Origin of the sequence: Glycomyces sp. NPDC048151, from assembly GCF_043202775.1 — a bacterium.
Lineage (GTDB): Bacteria > Actinomycetota > Actinomycetes > Mycobacteriales > Micromonosporaceae > Glycomyces.
Genome location: NZ_JBIDBB010000005.1, coordinates 115,974 through 130,500, shown reverse-complemented (window position 1 = coordinate 130,500; position 14,527 = coordinate 115,974). Strand labels below are relative to the sequence as shown.

Sequence of the window (14,527 nt, the reverse complement as noted above, 5' to 3'; positions counted from 1 at the left end):
CGCGGGTCCGTAAGGCCCGTACGGAAACCGGAGAGCAGCGGCACCATCGGTGCTGTACCGACCACAGGAGGCGCGGCATGCCAACGTACTTGTCACCGGGTGTCTACGTCGAGGAGGTCGACGGCGGTTCCCGCCCCATCGAGGGCGTCGGGACGGCGGTCGCCGCGTTCGTGGGATTCGCCGCCAAAGGCCCCGTGAACACCCCGACGCTGGTCTCCAACTGGAGCCAGTACACGCGGACCTTCGGCGAGTTCGTCGAAGGCTGCTACCTCTCGCACGCCGTCTACGGGTACTTCCTCAACGGCGGCGGCAACTGCTACATCGTGCGCATCGGCGCCGCCGGACCCGATGGGGCCGAACCGGTCTCGGGCCCGCAGGCGCTCATCGGCGGCCTCCGGGCCGTCGCGATCGAAGCGGCCGAGGGCCACGAGGTGAGCGTCGACATCACCGACGCCGCCGAAGGCAAGCCCGCCGACCGGTTCACGCTCACCGTGAAGGTGGACGGCAAGCAGGTCGAGCAGTACCCGGACGTCACGGTGAAGCGCGGCAAGGACAACGTCGTGCGCGCCGTCGCCGAGCGGTCGAAGGTCATCACCCTCACCGAGGTCGCGCCCGCGACCCAGCCCGCCAAGGGCACCGTCGCGCTCGCGGCCCCGCCGCCGGTCCCCGCCGTCCCCGAGCGCATCGTCCCCGAGGACTACACCGGCGACGTCGCCGACCGCTCCGGCCTCGGCGGCCTCGAAGCGATCGACGAAGTGACCATGGTCAGCGTCCCCGACCTCATGAGCGCCTACCAGCGCGGCGTGCTCGACCTCGAAGCCGTGAAGGCCGTCCAGCTCGCCGTCATCGCCCACTGCGAGCTCATGGGCGACCGCGTGGCCGTCCTCGACACGCCCCCGGGGCTGTCGCCGCAGCAGGTCAAGGACTGGCGGGTGGACTACGCCGGGTACGACTCGAAGTACGCGGCGCTCTACTACCCGTGGGTCAAGGTGTTCGACCCCGCGACGGGCGGCAACGAGTTCGTGCCGCCGAGCGGCCACATGGCCGGGGTGTGGGCCCGCAACGACGACACGCGCGGCGTCCACAAGGCACCGGCCAACGAGGTCGTGCGCGGCGCGATCGTCGTCGAGACGCACCTGACGAAGGCCGAGCAGGAGCTGTTGAACCCCGAGGGGATCAACTGCATCCGGGCGTTCCCGGGCCGGGGCATCCGGGTGTGGGGCGCGCGGACGCTCTCCAGCGACCCGGCGTGGCGGTACCTGAACGTGCGCCGCCTGTTCAACTACCTGGAGGAGTCGATCCTCGGGGGCACGCAGTGGGTGGTGTTCGAGCCGAACGACGACGCGCTGTGGGCGAAGATCCGGCGCACCGTCTCCTCGTTCCTGGTCATGGAGTGGCGCAAGGGCGCGCTGTTCGGGCTGACCCCGGGCGAGGCGTTCTTCGTCAAGTGCGACAGGGACAACAACACCGCCGAGTCGATCGACGCGGGGCAGGTGGTCTGCGAGATCGGCGTCGCGCCGGTGAAGCCGGCGGAGTTCGTCATCTTCAGGCTCTCCCAGTTCTCTGGCGGGGCAAGCGAAGTCAGTGAGTGACACGGCAGGTAGAGGAGCTGGTGCAGCATGTCGTTCATCGATCTCAACACGGCCGTGGGCCATTCGTTCGGCATCGACGTCGACGGGATCGTCATCAAGGGGATCACGGAGGTCAGCGGCCTGAAATGGGAGCAGGACGTCATCGACCTCAAGATGAACACGCCTGACGGCAAGTACGTCCACAACAAGCTGCCCGGGCGGCCCAAGCCGGCGGACATCACCGTCACGCGGGGCCTGACGAGCGACAACAGCTTCGAGAAGTGGGTGGAGACCTGCCATTTCGGGCAGATGGCCGAGGCGCGCAAGGGCGCTTCGATCATCATCTTCGACTACGAGGGCACCGAGGTGAAGCGGTACAACCTCACCAACGCGTGGCCGAAGAGCCTGGAGATCGGCGCAATGAAGGCGGGCGACACGAGCGTCCTGACCGAGAAGCTGGTCATCTCCTGCGAAGAGATCACGCCGGGGTAGCCGATGCGACGCACCATGACGGCCTCGCCCGAGGCCGAGGAGGGCGAGGCGCGGCGTCCACTGCGGACGGAGTTCGCGTTCGAGCTGCCGCGCGGGTACGTCGATCCTTCCGGCACCACGCACACTTCGGGCGTGATGCGGCTGGCGACGGCCCGGGACGAGCTGATCCCGTTGCGGGACGACCGGGTCCGGGAGAACGCGGCCTACCTGACGGTGGTGCTGCTCGCGCGCGTCGTGACGCGGATCGGGTCGGTGACGGACGTGCACACGGGGATCATCGAGAACCTGTTCGCGTCCGACCTGGCGTTCCTGCAGGACATGTACCGCCGGGTCAACTCGGAGGGGCACACGCGGGCGGGGGTGACGTGCCCGGAGTGCGCGCACTCGTTCGACGTGGACCTCTCGGGCGGCCGCCTGGGGGAATCATGACGTACCCGGTCGAGCGGATCGAGGAGGAGATCGGGTACGTCGCCTACTACTTCCACTGGGGACTCGACGAGATCCTCGACCTTGAGCACCCGGACCGGCAGCGGTACGTCGCGAGGATCGCCACCCTCAACGCCCGAGTCAACGAAGGCAGGTGAGATGCCGACGACGACTCGCGTTTCGTGGGATGTCGTACCCGTGTGGGAGAGTCGTCCTATTTACCCAGGTGGTTGGAGGCGGATGCGGGTGGGAAGGGGCATGCCCTACGACTTCGCCGAGAGGAGGTGAGTCCTGATGTGGCCGTTCAGTCGTCGGCGTTCCGACGCGCCTTCGCAGGAGCCCGCTCCCGCGCCTTATGCACCGGCGCGCGCGGAGTGGAGGCAGTTGCCGCCGCTCCAGCGCGTCCTCGGCGAACAGTGGCTGGTCAACCCTCCGGACTCCCTCAGCTCGCGCCTCGCCTCCTGGCAGGACCCGACCTACCTCGCCCCGCTCGGCCACGCCGTGATCCCGGACGGCCCCTCGGGCGCGATCGAACCGGCGCCCGCGCCGCCCGCCGCCGAGCCGCGGCGCATCGATCTGCAGCGCAAGGCGACACGGTCCGATGCTCCCGTCCCGGGCACCCCGCTCGGCACCGCCGCCGGGCCCGCGTCGCTCCAACGCGCCGCCGACGTCGAACCACTCGATACCGGTCCGGCCCTCGCAGCACCCGCCGCGGCCGAGCACCGCCCGCTGATCAGCGACGATCCGCCGCACGCCGAATTTCCCGAGTCCACGGCCACCTCACCGCACGACACGGGCGCGGCCACCGGCCTGCGTCCCGAATCCCCCTCGCTCGGCCCCATGGCGAGCCTGCAGCGATCGCCGGACTCCGCGCCAGCCCCGCGATCCGGCCAATCGCTCAACGCGGCTCCCGGCCCGGGGACTTCGGTTCCGGTGCAGCCTGTTGCGACGCCGTTCGCGGTGCAACGCGCGCTCATCAGCGGCCACTCGCCGCTCGGGCAACCGGCCCGCCCGCAGGCGGATCCCGTCGCGCCCGTCGCCTCGCTCCTGGCCTCCACGGATCCGCCTGAACGCCGCGAGCTGCCCGTCGTCGCCGCTCCCCGCCCGCCTTCGCCGCCCCTCCCGACCCCTCCGGCCGCCGTGCAGCGGGCCGCCGAGCCGACCGGCGAAGCGCCCCTTCTCGGCGACACGGAGATCATCGCGAGCGATTCCGATTCGACGAACAGCGCTGCCGACGTATCCGAGGGAGCCGAGACGCCGCTCCCGATGCCGCCACAGCAAGTGCCGCAGCAGGACACGCCCAGGCCGCTCGTCACGGCCCAGCGGTCCGCCGCGCCGGACCCCGACGATCCGTTCGCCGCTTCGGACGGCGAGACTGCGCCGCTCCTCGGGGCGACCGGGCTCGCCGCGCCGATCGTCCAGACGATGCGGGACGAGGATTCACCCGCAGAGCCGCAGGCGCCCATGCCGATCGCGCCGCTCATCGCCGACCAGCCGCGACCCGGACCGACCGCCGAAGGGCAGGTCCGCCTCGGGCTCGGCTCGCCCGTGAGCGGTCCTCTCGCAGGCCCGGCGCCCTTCGTCCAGCGGTCAGGCGGGACGCGTCCCGGACCTGACGCGTCCACGCCGAGCGGGCTTGCTTCCTTGAAGCGAACGTCCGCTCCGGGCCCGGGCCAGCTCGGGGCTTCCCTGCAGCGCATCGACAGTCCTCCAGCGGCTCCGGGCCTCGGTCTACCGTCGACCGCACTCGGCACCGGCACCCCCACCGCAGTGCAACGTGTCGCGTCTCCGGCGCGTCCGCTGCCGCCGCCGGTCATGGTCATGCGCAGCCTGACGCCCGCCGAAACCGCGCCGGTGGCGTCGCGCTCGATCGCCGACCATGAACCGCTCTACGAGCCCGACCCGGGCCCGGAAGCGCCCCTGCTCGGATCGCGGCCCTTCGAAGCCGCCCGCACCGCCGCTGGAGTCGACCCGGCGAGCAGCACCGCTGCCGCCCCCGAGCCGCGAGCGAGCGAGCCTGGATCCGCCGTTCAGCGGTCCACGTGGTCGCATATGCCGGCTTCGGTCCAACAAGCCGAATTCCCGCTGCCCGAGTCGGGTTCACCCGTCGCCCACGCGTCGCCCGCACCGCCGATCGCGGGCGCGCCACCTGCCGTGCAGCGGTTCGCTGGGCCCGCCGCGGATCTCTCGGCACCGTTGCCCGACCCGGCCGAACCGCTGCCGGTCGCGGCGGCTCCCGTTGCGCTGCAGGCGATGGAGGGTCCGAGTGCGCCGCAGACCGTGCCGCTCCAGGCGGTGTCCGAGGTTGCTCCGCAACCGGTCGAGGCCGTCGTGCAGCGCGTCGCCGCACCCTCGGTCGCGGTGCAGTCCGCCGACGCCGCGCCGTCCGCCGCCCCGGCAGCCGGAGCCGCTCCCGCCGCCGATCCCGCTGCGCTGCTGGCAGTCCTGTACGAACCGCTCGTGCGCCGCCTGCGGGCCGACCTCAGGGTCGACCGCGAGCGGCGCGGCCGACTGACCGACCTGTGAGGACTGGAGGACCCGCTATGCCCGCTGACATCCACGCCGTGGCCGTGAGTTTCGTCGTGAGCATCGACGACGAGGACCTCGGCGCCTTCAACAGCTGCGACGGGCTCGGCTGCGAGATCGTCATGGAGCAGCGCGAGGAGGGCGGCAACAACGGCTACGTGTGGCAACTGCCGACCCGCATCAAATACTCCAATGTGAAGCTCAGCCGCCCGCTCACCGAGCAGAGCGCGAAGATCGCGGACTGGTTCGGGTCCATGGCGTCCGGGATCGAGCGAAAGACCGCGACGATCGAGGCGCGCACCGCCGAAGGCAAGGTCATCGCGCGGTGGGCGCTGGTCGACGTCGTGCCGGTGAAGTGGAGCGGGCCGCAGCTGTCGCTTGACAGCGCGAAGGTCGCGATCGAGACACTCGAGCTGGCGCACCACGGGTTCCTCGCGCCGGGGTCGGGGGGCTGACATGGGCGGCTCACCGGTCACGTTCACCGCGCCGGGCTCGGCGTCGGGCGACCAGTCGAACCTGCAGCACGCGTACCTGGAACTGCGCGAGCCGCCGTCCGACGGCGGGACGGCGACGCCGAGCAACGAGACACTGGGGACGATCGACTTCCAGTTCAACCCGAAGGAGCTCTCGCTCACCAAGAACGCCAAGTGGAAGCGGGAGGCGCAGCGCAACGCCGAGCGGTCCGGGCCGCCCGAGTTCACCGGGTCGGACCCGTGCAAGCTGAGCGTGGAGATGTTCCTCGACGCGACCGCCGCGATGGACGATTCCGTGGTTAAGGCCGTCGAGAAGCTGTTCTCGTGCGTGGTGCCGACCGAGAAGAGCCTGTCCAACGACAAGGGCTCCCCGCCCTGGGTGATATTCCACTGGGGAGGGTTGACGAGCTTCCCGGCGTTCGCGAGCGAGATCGCCGCCAAGTACACCTTGTTCACGCCGAGCGGGACCCCGGTCCGCGCGGTGTGCACCGTGAAACTGGAGGAGATCTCCGGGTCGACACCGGGCCAGAACCCCACTTCCGGCTCGCTCGAGGCGAGGAGTACGCACGTGGTCGTCGCGGGCGATTCGCTGCCGTCGATCGCGTACCGGGCTTACGGGGACCCGAACCGGTGGCGGCTCGTGGCCGAGGCCAACGGCATCGACGACCCTGCACGGCTGCGGCCGGGCTCGCGGCTGCTCATCCCGGACGGGAGGTAGCCGTGGCCAACGAGAGTTTCGCGAACACGCTGCAGGTGTCGATCGACGGGACGCCGCTCCCGGCCGATGTGGCGACGATGCTCACGCAGGCGACCGTGGCCGCGAGCCGCAACCTGCCCGACGCATGCCACCTGCGGTTCCGGGACCCCGAGCGGGTCCTGGTCGCGAAGACGCGGCTGAGCGTCGGCGGCAAGATCGAGGTCTCGGTGCAGTCCGCCGAGCCGGGCAGCCCGCAGCGGCTCATGTCCGGCGAGGTCGTGGCGCTGGAGATCGACATCGACGCCGCCGGGACGTTCATCGAGGTACGCGGGCTCGACCCGGCGCACCGGCTGTTCCGAGGCAGGCGCGTCGCCGCGTACCCGAACATGGGATTGGCCGACGTGGTCCGCAAGGTCGCACAGCGCGCCGGGCTCCAAGTCGGGACCGTCGACGACGTGAAGGGCTTCGGCCAGAGCAAGGACTCGCAGCTCAGCCAGGACAACGTCTCCGACTGGGAGTTCCTGTCGCGCCTGGCCGACCGGGTCGGCGCGCAGGTCACCGCTTCGGACGGGAAGTTGAGCTTCCGGCTGCCCGATCCGCCGCAGGGAGCGCCGCCCGAGAGTGCCACGGCCGCGACCGATCCGCTCGTGCTGGAGCCCGGAGTGAACCTGATCGCGCTGCGCGCGGCGGTGTCGGCGGCCGAGCAGGTGCCCGAGGTGAACGTGCGCGGCTGGGATTTCGCGAACAAGAAGGAGCTCACGGCGTCGCAGAAGCCCACCACTGTCGGGTCGCAAGTGGACGGTGTGGACCCGGTGGGGATGGCGGGCAAGTTCAAGGCCCCGCCGTACCTCGAAGCGGGGACGAGCCTGAGCACGCAGGGGCAGGTGGACGCGTACGCGAAGGCGCTGGCGGCCGAGCTGGGCGCGACGGCCGTGGAGCTCGACGGCGTGGCCAAGGGCAACCCGAAGCTGGTGCCCGGGTCGGGGGTGACGCTCGCGAACGTCTCGGATCCGTTCGGCGGCAAGTACACGCTGACCAGCGTCCGGCACGTGTTCAACGAGCACGACGGCTACACGACCGCGTTCACGGTCTCCGGCCGGGCCGAGCGGACCTTGTACGGCCTGACCGCGGGCTCGCCCGGACCCGTGCCGAACGGCCTGACGTCGGGAGTCGTCAGCGACGTGCGCGACCCGCTGAAACTGGGGCGGGTCAAGGTCACGTTCCCATGGCTGTCGAAGGACTTCACGACGACGTGGGCGCGCACCGCCTCGCCGGGCGGCGGGAGGAACCGCGGGCTGTGGGCGGTCCCCGAGGTCGGCGACGAGGTGCTCGTGGGCTTCGCCGACGGGGACATGGACTACCCGTTCGTCCTGGGCGGCCTCCACAGCAACAAGGACTCCCCGCCGAAGCTCGAGTCGCCCACGGTCGACGACAGCTCCGGCGCGATCGGCGTGCGGGCCTTGGTGTCCCGCACGGGGCACCGTCTCGAACTCGTGGACGACGCGTCGAAGCAGGGCATCCTGCTCTCCACAGGGGACGGCAAGCTGCTGCTGAAGCTGGACGCCAAGGGCCAACTGCTGGAACTGAAGTGCTCGGGTGAGATCAAGGTGACCGGCAGGGGCGTCAAGATCGACGCCGGGACGGGGAACCTGGAGCTCTCAGGGCAGCAGGTCAAGGTCAAGGGACAGAGCGGCGTCGACGTCGAAGGGGCCACCGTCAAGGTCGCCGGCACCGGAAGCGCCGAACTGTCGGCCTCCGGGGCGGTCACCGTCCGCGGCGGCGTGGTCCGCATCAACTGAGAGGAGAAGGCCATGCCGCCAGCTGCGCGGGTCGGCGACCCGACCGGGCACCCCGGGGTCCTCACGGGCCCGGGCGTGGCCACCGTGCTCATCGGCAACATGCCCGCGGTCGTCGTGGGCGACATGCACGCGTGCTCGATGCCTTCCACGCCACCGCATCCGCCGACGCCGATCCTGCCGCCGGGCTGCCCGACGGTGCTCATCGGCGGCAGGCCCGCCGCGCGCATGGGCGACCTCTCCGGTTGCGGGGCACCGATCCTCTCGGGCTGCTCGACAGTCCTGATCGGAGGATGAGATGACCGGCATCGTCGACCCGCCCGCGTTCGTCGGCTCCGGCTGGGCGTTCCCGCTGCGCACCGACGCGACCGGCTCGGTCGCGCTCGTCGGCGGCGAGCGCGAGCTCGTCGAGAGCATCCACCTGATCCTCGCCACCGCACCGGGCGAGCGGCCGATGCGGCCCGAGTTCGGCTGCGCCATACACGATCTCGTCTTTGCCCCGGCCGACTCGGCCACGGCGGGCAAGATCGCCTACGAGGTGCGGGTCGCGCTCACCCGCTGGGAGCCGCGCATCAGCCTCACCGACGTGGTCGTCACGTTCGACCAGGCCTGGCGCGGACGCCTGAACATCGCCCTGTCGTACTCGGTGCGCGGCGACAACGACCCCCGCAACCTCGTGTTCCCGTTCTATGTCATCGGTTCGCACGACAGCCCCGAGTCCCAGGAGGCGACCCCATGAGCCTGCCAGTGCCCAATCTGGACGACCGCCGCTTCCAGGACCTGGTCGACGAGGCCAAGCGCCTGGTGCAGCAGCGCTGCCCTGAGTGGACCGACCACAACGTCTCCGATCCGGGCGTGACCCTCATCGAGGCGTTCGCCATGATGACCGACCAGCTCCTGTACCGGCTCAACCGGGTCCCCGACCTCCACTACCTGCGGTTCCTCGACCTCATCGGCGTGAAGCTGCACCCGCCGACGGCCGCGCGCACGCCCGTCACGTACTGGCTCTCGGCCGCCCGCGACCAGACCGTGCCGGTGCCGCGCGGCTCGCAGGTCGCCACCGACCAGTCCGGCGGGACCGAAGCGCCAGTGGTGTTCCGCACCGAGGCCGACCTGGCGATCGTCCCGTGCTCGCTCGCGCTCGTCCTCACCGGAGGCGCGAGCGGGCGGCTCGCCGACCACACCGATCAGCTCGTCTCCGGCGAAGGCGCGCGATGCTTCCAGGAGGCGCCGGCCGACAACGACTGCGTCTACTTCGGACTCTCGAACGCGGTGCCGCGCTGCGCCGTGCAGCTGCGCGTCGCCTGCCACGCCGAAGGCGTCGGCGTCGACCCCGAACGGCCGCCGTGGATCTGGGAGGCCTACGACGGCACGGCCTGGACCCCCTGCGAGATCGAATCCGACTCCACGGGCGGCTTCAACCAGGACGGCGTCACCGTCGTGCACGTCCCGCCGAGCCACCGCGAAGCGCTCCTCGAACGCCAGCGGGCCGGGTGGCTCCGCGTGCGCCTCGTGCGCGCCGAGAACCGGCCGTTCTACCGCGACTCGCCGCGCCTCATGAGCGCCGTGGCCGCGACGATCGGCGGCACCATCGACGCCTCGCACGCCGGACTCGTCGCCGACGAGGTCGTCGGGCTCTCCGAAGGCGTTCCCGGGCAGCGGTTCCGGCTCGCCCACCGGCCCGTCGTCACCGGCGGGGAGCCGCTCGTCGTCGAGATCGCGGGCGGCGGCGACTGGCAGCAGTGGCACGAGGTCGAGAGCTTCGCCGAGTCCGGGCCCGACTCGCGTCACTTCACGCTCGACGCCATCGGCGGCGAGCTCCGCTTCGGCCCGGCCGTGCGCGGCGACGACGGCGCGATCCGCAACTTCGGCGCGGTGCCGCCCAAGGCCGCGCCGATCCGCGTCCCCCAGTACCGCACCGGCGGCGGCAAGGCAGGGAACGTCGCCCGCGGCCTGCTCAACGTGCAGCGCGACCCGATCCCGTTCACGACCCGCGTCGTCAACCGGGGCCCGGCGACCGGCGGTGTGGACGGCGAATCCGTCGACAACGCGGCCGCGCGCGGGCCGATGCTCCTGCGCACCAGGGACCGGGCCGTGACCGTCGAGGACTACGAGTACCTCGCCAAGCAGGCCGCGCCGGACGCGGCGCGGGTGCGGTGCGTGCCCGTTCCCGAACGGCCCGGCGAGATCCGGCTGCTCGTCGTCCCCGACATCGAGCTCGGACCCAATCCCGCAGTGGCCCAGCTGACTCCGGACGTGGACCTCGTCAACCGCATCGGGTCCTATCTGGAGCCGCGCCGGTGCCTCGGGGCCACGGTGCGCGTCGGCCCGCCGCACTACGACGGCGTCACCGTCGTCGCCCAGCTGCGCGCCGCGCCCGGCGTCGTCGCCGAAGCGCTGCGCGGCGAAGCGCTCGAAGCGCTGTACGCGTACTTGAACCCGGTCTCCGGCGGACTCGACGGCACGGGCTGGCCGTTCGGGCGGCCGGTGCAGTCCGGCGAGGTCTTCGCTGTGCTGCAACGGCTCCCGGGCACCGCGATGGTCGAGGACGTGCAGCTCTTCGCCGCCGACCTCGCCACTGGGCGGCGCAGCGGCCCGGTGCAGCGCATCGAGCTCGCCGGGCACGCGCTGGCGTTCTCATTCCAGCACCAGGTGCGCATCCTGGAAGGCGACGACCGTGCCTCGTGACGCCCTTCCCGGGCTGGCGACCCCGCAGCCGATCGCCGACCAGCTGCCCGGCGTGCTCGCCGAGGACGACTTCACGCGGCGCTTCACGCAGGCCTTGGACGAGGTCCTGGCGCCCGTGCTGCTCGCGCTCGACGGGTTCGTGGCCTACCTCGACCCGGCGCTCGCCCCGCCTGACTTCCTCGAATGGCTCGCCGGATGGGTGGCGCTGCCGGTCCAGGAGCAGTGGACGCTCGCGCAGCGGCGCGTCTTCGTCGCGCATGCGGTGGAACTCCACCGCTGGCGCGGGACTCGATACGGACTCGCGACGCACCTGACGCTGCTGACCGGCGGCCGCGTCACGGTCGAGGACAACGGCGGGACGATCGCGTCGGTCCAGTCCACCGACCCTGTGGGACAGCCGGTCCGGCCCCACGTGACGATCACCGTCGCCGTCGCCGATCCGGCCCTCCTGGACGAATCGCGGCTGCGAAGCGCCGCAGCGGAACACGTCCCGGCGCATGTGCCCTTCACGCTGAGGATCGTGCCGTCCCGGGAGCACTCGTGAGACCATGTCGGGATGAGCGATGCGAGGCCTGATCGACCTTCCTCCCCGAAGATCCTCTCGATCGCCTGGGGACGCATGGAGATCGAAGACCTCGGGGTCGGCAAGGACTTCATGCTGCATCCGGGCGGCGGCAAGGCCTGGGACTGGCGGGAGTCGGGCACCGAGCACAGCCCCGGCATCCAGCCTTCCGATGTCCGGTACTTGATCGACCGCGGTGCCGAGACGATCGTCCTCTCGCTCGGCATGGAGCGGCGCCTCCAGATCGACCCTGCCACCATCGCGCTTCTCGAACGGCTCCATGTCGGCTATCAGGCCGCCGAGACCCCGGAAGCGGTCGCGCTCTACAACCGGGCCGCCGACACCGGATCGGTGGGCGGTCTCTTCCACTCGACCTGCTGAGGGCCCTACTCGGGGTGGACGCCGAGTTCGGCGAGGACCTCCCGGTATCGGGCGAGGGCGTCGGCGGCTGCGGCGCGGTCGCCGTGTCGCTCATGGGCTTCGATGAGGAGGCGCCAGGCCTCGTCGTTGAAGCGGTGGACGCCGACGCTGCGTCCGGCGGCGGCGAGGGCTTCGGCCACGTCGCCGCGCCGGAGTTCGAGGCGGGCGAGGTCGGCCGCCGCCGAGGACGCCGCGAGGCGGAGGCGTTCGCGTTCGCCCACGACCCATTCGGCCGCGCCGTCCTCGGGGAGGAGGTCGCCGCGGTAGGCGTCGGAGGCCTGGCGGAGGATCGCGGCGGCCGCGTCGTCGTCGGGGGCGGAGCGGGCGAGGCGGGCGGCTTCGCGGACCGCGACCACGTCGCAGTAGCCGTCGGCGGGGAGGACGAGGCGGTAGGCGTCGCCTTCGCGGGCGAGGAATCGGAAGACGCCCCCGGCGGCGTCGGGTTCGATGAGCTTGCGCAGGCTCGACATCGCGACGTGGAGGCCGTGCGTGGCGGCGCGCGGGGTCGCCTGGGGCCACAGGGCGTCGATGATCGCCTCGCGGTGGACCGGGCGTCCGGCGTTGACGGCGAGGAGGCGCATGAGCATGCGCACCTTGGGTTTCACCGCGGAGAGGTCGACTTCGGCGCCGTCGCGTTCGAGCCGGAACCCGCCGAAGCATGTCACGGTGAGCGCTTCCGGGGTCGAGTCGCGGACGGGCGGGATCGGTTCGCCCAGCCAGGACTCGACGAGCTGGACGGGGTAGCCGCAGTGCCCGGCGGCCTGGCGGGCGCGGGCGACGAGGTTCGGCGGGTGCCCGGCGGCGACGGCGGCCGCGACGTACACGAGCGGCTGCGCCCCGGCGACCCCGCAGCGGCGCACCAGGTCCGACGCGCGCTCGATCTCGGTCTCGACGCCGGGCACCTCGGCGTGGGCCGCCGCGACCGCGTACATCGCCTGCGCCCAGGCGGCGGGCACGGCCGCGTCGAGGGCCCGGAAGCCGTCGGCGAGGTCGGCGAGCGCGGTCAGGTCCGGGTCGCCGCTGCCGAGCCGGGCGAGCCAGGAGCACCCGGCGGCGAGGAGCGCTCCCCACAGGTCGCCGTCGCGCTCGCATTCCTCGGCGACGCGCAGGGCGGCCTTCGCGGCGTCCTGGGTGCCGTTGAGCGCGATGGCGGCGCGGGAGACGCGGGCGAGCCAGGGCAGGCGTTCGGCTTCGGCGGCGGCGACGGCGCGGGAGAGTTCGCGCAGGCCGCGGTCGCCTTGGGATTCGAGGAGGGCGAGGACGGCGCCGCCGAGGGGCGCGATGACGGCGGCGGGCCCGGTGTCGCCGGGCGCGTTGTCGCGCAGGAGGGTCCGGGCGGCGGGGAGGTTCCCGGCGAGGACGTGCGCGAGGAGGGCGACCGTGCGGCCGTGCGGTTCGGCCATGCGGTCTTCGGCGGCGGCGGCGATGAGCGCGGGGTGGGCCTGGGTGGCGGCGCGGAGCCAGGTGCGCCAGTCGCCGCCGGGGCGCGCGGGACCGGGCAGCCAGACGCGGGCCGCGGCGGCGGCCTGGCGGCCGTGGGCGCGGCCGGCTTCGTCGGCGGAGAGCGCCTGGCTGCGTTCGAAGCATTCGACGGCTTCGGCGATGCGTCCGCGGCCGAGGCGGTTGCGGCCTTCGGCGAGGACCATCCACGGGTCGTCGGCCACGAGCCAGGACGGCAGCAGGTCGCGCCACGCGTCGAAGTCGTCGCCGGTGATCTGCGGGCCGAGCATGTCGAGGAGTTCGCGCACGGCCCGCCAGTCCTCGGCGCGGGCGAAGCTGCGGGCCGCTTCGACAAGGGCCCCTTCGGCTTTGACGATCTCGGCGGCGGCGGCGTGGAGGCGGCGGGCGGCGGCCCCGCCGTGGCGGTCGGCGAGGACGGCGGCGAGGTGCGAGCGCATGGCCTCGTGGAAGCGGAACGTGGAGCCGCCGTCGGTGGTGGTGACGAAGACCTGTCGGCGGTGGAGTTCGGCGAGGCGCGCGGCGGCGTCGTCGATGCCGAGGAGCCGGTCGCAGCGGGCGGCGGTGGCGACGTCGAAGACGCTGATGCGGGTCACGAACGACAGGAGCGGCTCGGGCAGCTCGGCGAGGACGATGCGGCTCATGTACGCGTGGGCGAGGGAGGCCCGGCCGGTGAGGGCCGCGACCGCCGAGCGGCGCTCGGCGAGGGGCCTTCCCTTGGTGGACAGGTGGAACAGGTGCAGCCCGGCGGCCCAGCCGCCGAGGCGGCGCTCCAGGACGGCGATGTCACCGGCGGGCAGGGGCTCCTGGTAGTTCTCGCGCAGCAGCAGGTCGATCTCCCAGGAGCGGAAGCGCAGCTGGTCGGCGTCGATGAACCGCAGGTCGGTGAGCTCGTGCCGGGCGAGGTTGACGCCGGGGAGGCGGCGAGTGGCGACGGCGAGGCTGCACTGGTCGGGCAGTTCGCACAGCAGCCGGTCGAGGACGCGTTCGGCGGCGGTGTCGTCGAGGTAGTGGACGTCGTCGAGGACGAGAAGGGTCGCGCCGGTCAAGGCGCGCAGGCGGTTCCAGAGTCTCGAAGGCGATTCGGAGAGGTCGGGCGCGGCGGTGAACGGCATGACGGCCCGGTGCAGGTCGGCGGTGAACTCGTCGGGGTCGGCGTGGGCCGGGTTGAGGCCGAGCCAGGCCGTGCCGCCCGGGAACGCGCAAGCGTGCTGGGCGAGCAGGGTCGACTTCCCGAACCCGGCGGGCGCGGTGATGACGGCGCGGCGCACGGGCCCGCCGCGGTCGTTGAGCTCGGCGAGCAGCCGCGGCCTGACCACGCTCGACGACGCAGGGATAGCAGCCATGACGAGTCACCTCCCGTGCCCGTCAGGGCACTGTCCCCCACAACGCTGGCGCGCAGGCTTTGCCGGGAGTCC

General features: G+C 72.2%; 14 protein-coding genes. 13 read left to right on the top strand and 1 reads right to left on the bottom strand.

The features are described from left to right. Positions 1–77: 77 nt before the first annotated feature. The 13 genes from ACGGCP_RS13275 (at position 78) to ACGGCP_RS13215 (ending at position 11,612) form a co-directional block, all read left to right on the top strand. Positions 78–1,592: a phage tail sheath family protein gene (locus tag ACGGCP_RS13275; RefSeq protein ID WP_392965375.1), complete on the top strand. Its 1,515-nt coding sequence runs from the start codon at positions 78–80 to the stop codon at positions 1,590–1,592. Positions 1,593–1,619: 27 nt separating this feature from the next. Beyond that, positions 1,620–2,063 carry a phage tail protein gene (locus ACGGCP_RS13270; protein WP_392965372.1) on the top strand — a complete coding sequence of 148 codons (444 nt, stop codon included), beginning with the start codon at positions 1,620–1,622 and terminating at the stop codon, positions 2,061–2,063. Between the two features lie 3 nt (positions 2,064–2,066). Next, a complete protein-coding gene (locus ACGGCP_RS13265) occupies positions 2,067–2,492 on the top strand; it encodes a hypothetical protein (RefSeq protein ID WP_392965370.1) in 426 nt (141 codons plus the stop codon). After that, complete coding sequence (locus ACGGCP_RS13260; protein WP_392965367.1) at positions 2,489–2,647, top strand: DUF6760 family protein; 159 nt, start codon at positions 2,489–2,491, stop codon at positions 2,645–2,647. The genes ACGGCP_RS13265 and ACGGCP_RS13260 overlap by 4 nt, the downstream gene beginning before the upstream one ends. Before the next feature lie 226 nt (positions 2,648–2,873). Beyond that, positions 2,874–5,015, top strand: a complete 2,142-nt coding sequence (locus ACGGCP_RS13255; RefSeq protein WP_392965365.1) for a hypothetical protein — start codon at positions 2,874–2,876, stop codon at positions 5,013–5,015. Positions 5,016–5,032: 17 nt separating this feature from the next. Beyond that, on the top strand, positions 5,033–5,470 hold the full coding sequence (locus tag ACGGCP_RS13250) for a phage tail protein (protein ID WP_392965362.1): 438 nt from the start codon (positions 5,033–5,035) through the stop codon (positions 5,468–5,470). 1 nt (position 5,471) lies between these two features. Next, entirely contained in the window at positions 5,472–6,206 is a 735-nt protein-coding gene (locus ACGGCP_RS13245; protein WP_392965359.1) for a LysM peptidoglycan-binding domain-containing protein, read from the top strand. A gap of 2 nt (positions 6,207–6,208) precedes the next feature. Further along, positions 6,209–7,984, top strand: coding sequence for a VgrG-related protein (locus tag ACGGCP_RS13240; RefSeq protein ID WP_392965356.1), 1,776 nt, complete (start codon positions 6,209–6,211; stop codon positions 7,982–7,984). A 12-nt stretch (positions 7,985–7,996) separates the two neighbouring features. After that, on the top strand, positions 7,997–8,278 hold the full coding sequence (locus ACGGCP_RS13235; RefSeq protein ID WP_392965353.1) for a PAAR domain-containing protein: 282 nt from the start codon (positions 7,997–7,999) through the stop codon (positions 8,276–8,278). A 1-nt stretch (position 8,279) separates the two neighbouring features. Then, a complete protein-coding gene (locus ACGGCP_RS13230; protein WP_392965350.1) occupies positions 8,280–8,720 on the top strand; it encodes a GPW/gp25 family protein in 441 nt (146 codons plus the stop codon). Next, positions 8,717–10,669: a putative baseplate assembly protein gene (locus ACGGCP_RS13225; RefSeq protein WP_392965347.1), complete on the top strand. Its 1,953-nt coding sequence runs from the start codon at positions 8,717–8,719 to the stop codon at positions 10,667–10,669. Before ACGGCP_RS13230 ends, ACGGCP_RS13225 begins: the two co-directional genes overlap by 4 nt. Further along, positions 10,659–11,213 carry a phage tail protein gene (locus ACGGCP_RS13220; RefSeq protein ID WP_392965345.1) on the top strand — a complete coding sequence of 185 codons (555 nt, stop codon included), beginning with the start codon at positions 10,659–10,661 and terminating at the stop codon, positions 11,211–11,213. The genes ACGGCP_RS13225 and ACGGCP_RS13220 overlap by 11 nt, the downstream gene beginning before the upstream one ends. A gap of 12 nt (positions 11,214–11,225) precedes the next feature. Then, complete coding sequence (locus tag ACGGCP_RS13215; RefSeq protein ID WP_392965343.1) at positions 11,226–11,612, top strand: Mth938-like domain-containing protein; 387 nt, start codon at positions 11,226–11,228, stop codon at positions 11,610–11,612. Positions 11,613–11,617: 5 nt separating this feature from the next. Here ACGGCP_RS13215 and ACGGCP_RS13210 read toward each other — a convergent pair whose 3' ends face one another. Further along, on the bottom strand, positions 11,618–14,455 hold the full coding sequence (locus ACGGCP_RS13210) for a BTAD domain-containing putative transcriptional regulator (protein ID WP_392965338.1): 2,838 nt from the start codon (positions 14,453–14,455) through the stop codon (positions 11,618–11,620). Positions 14,456–14,527 lie beyond the last annotated feature (72 nt).

Excerpts from the sequence above, each read along its gene's own strand:
- ACGGCP_RS13275 (WP_392965375.1), top strand. The coding sequence starts at position 78 with ATGCCAACGTACTTGTCACCGGGTGTCTACGTCGAGGAGGTCGACGGC.
- ACGGCP_RS13270 (WP_392965372.1), top strand. The coding sequence starts at position 1,620 with ATGTCGTTCATCGATCTCAACACGGCCGTGGGCCATTCGTTCGGCATC.
- ACGGCP_RS13265 (WP_392965370.1), top strand. The coding sequence starts at position 2,067 with ATGCGACGCACCATGACGGCCTCGCCCGAGGCCGAGGAGGGCGAGGCG.
- ACGGCP_RS13260 (WP_392965367.1), top strand. The coding sequence starts at position 2,489 with ATGACGTACCCGGTCGAGCGGATCGAGGAGGAGATCGGGTACGTCGCC.
- ACGGCP_RS13250 (WP_392965362.1), top strand. The coding sequence starts at position 5,033 with ATGCCCGCTGACATCCACGCCGTGGCCGTGAGTTTCGTCGTGAGCATC.
- ACGGCP_RS13245 (WP_392965359.1), top strand. The coding sequence starts at position 5,472 with ATGGGCGGCTCACCGGTCACGTTCACCGCGCCGGGCTCGGCGTCGGGC.
- ACGGCP_RS13235 (WP_392965353.1), top strand. The coding sequence starts at position 7,997 with ATGCCGCCAGCTGCGCGGGTCGGCGACCCGACCGGGCACCCCGGGGTC.
- ACGGCP_RS13230 (WP_392965350.1), top strand. The coding sequence starts at position 8,280 with ATGACCGGCATCGTCGACCCGCCCGCGTTCGTCGGCTCCGGCTGGGCG.
- ACGGCP_RS13225 (WP_392965347.1), top strand. The coding sequence starts at position 8,717 with ATGAGCCTGCCAGTGCCCAATCTGGACGACCGCCGCTTCCAGGACCTG.
- ACGGCP_RS13215 (WP_392965343.1), top strand. The coding sequence starts at position 11,226 with ATGAGCGATGCGAGGCCTGATCGACCTTCCTCCCCGAAGATCCTCTCG.
- ACGGCP_RS13210 (WP_392965338.1), bottom strand. The coding sequence starts at position 14,455 with ATGGCTGCTATCCCTGCGTCGTCGAGCGTGGTCAGGCCGCGGCTGCTC.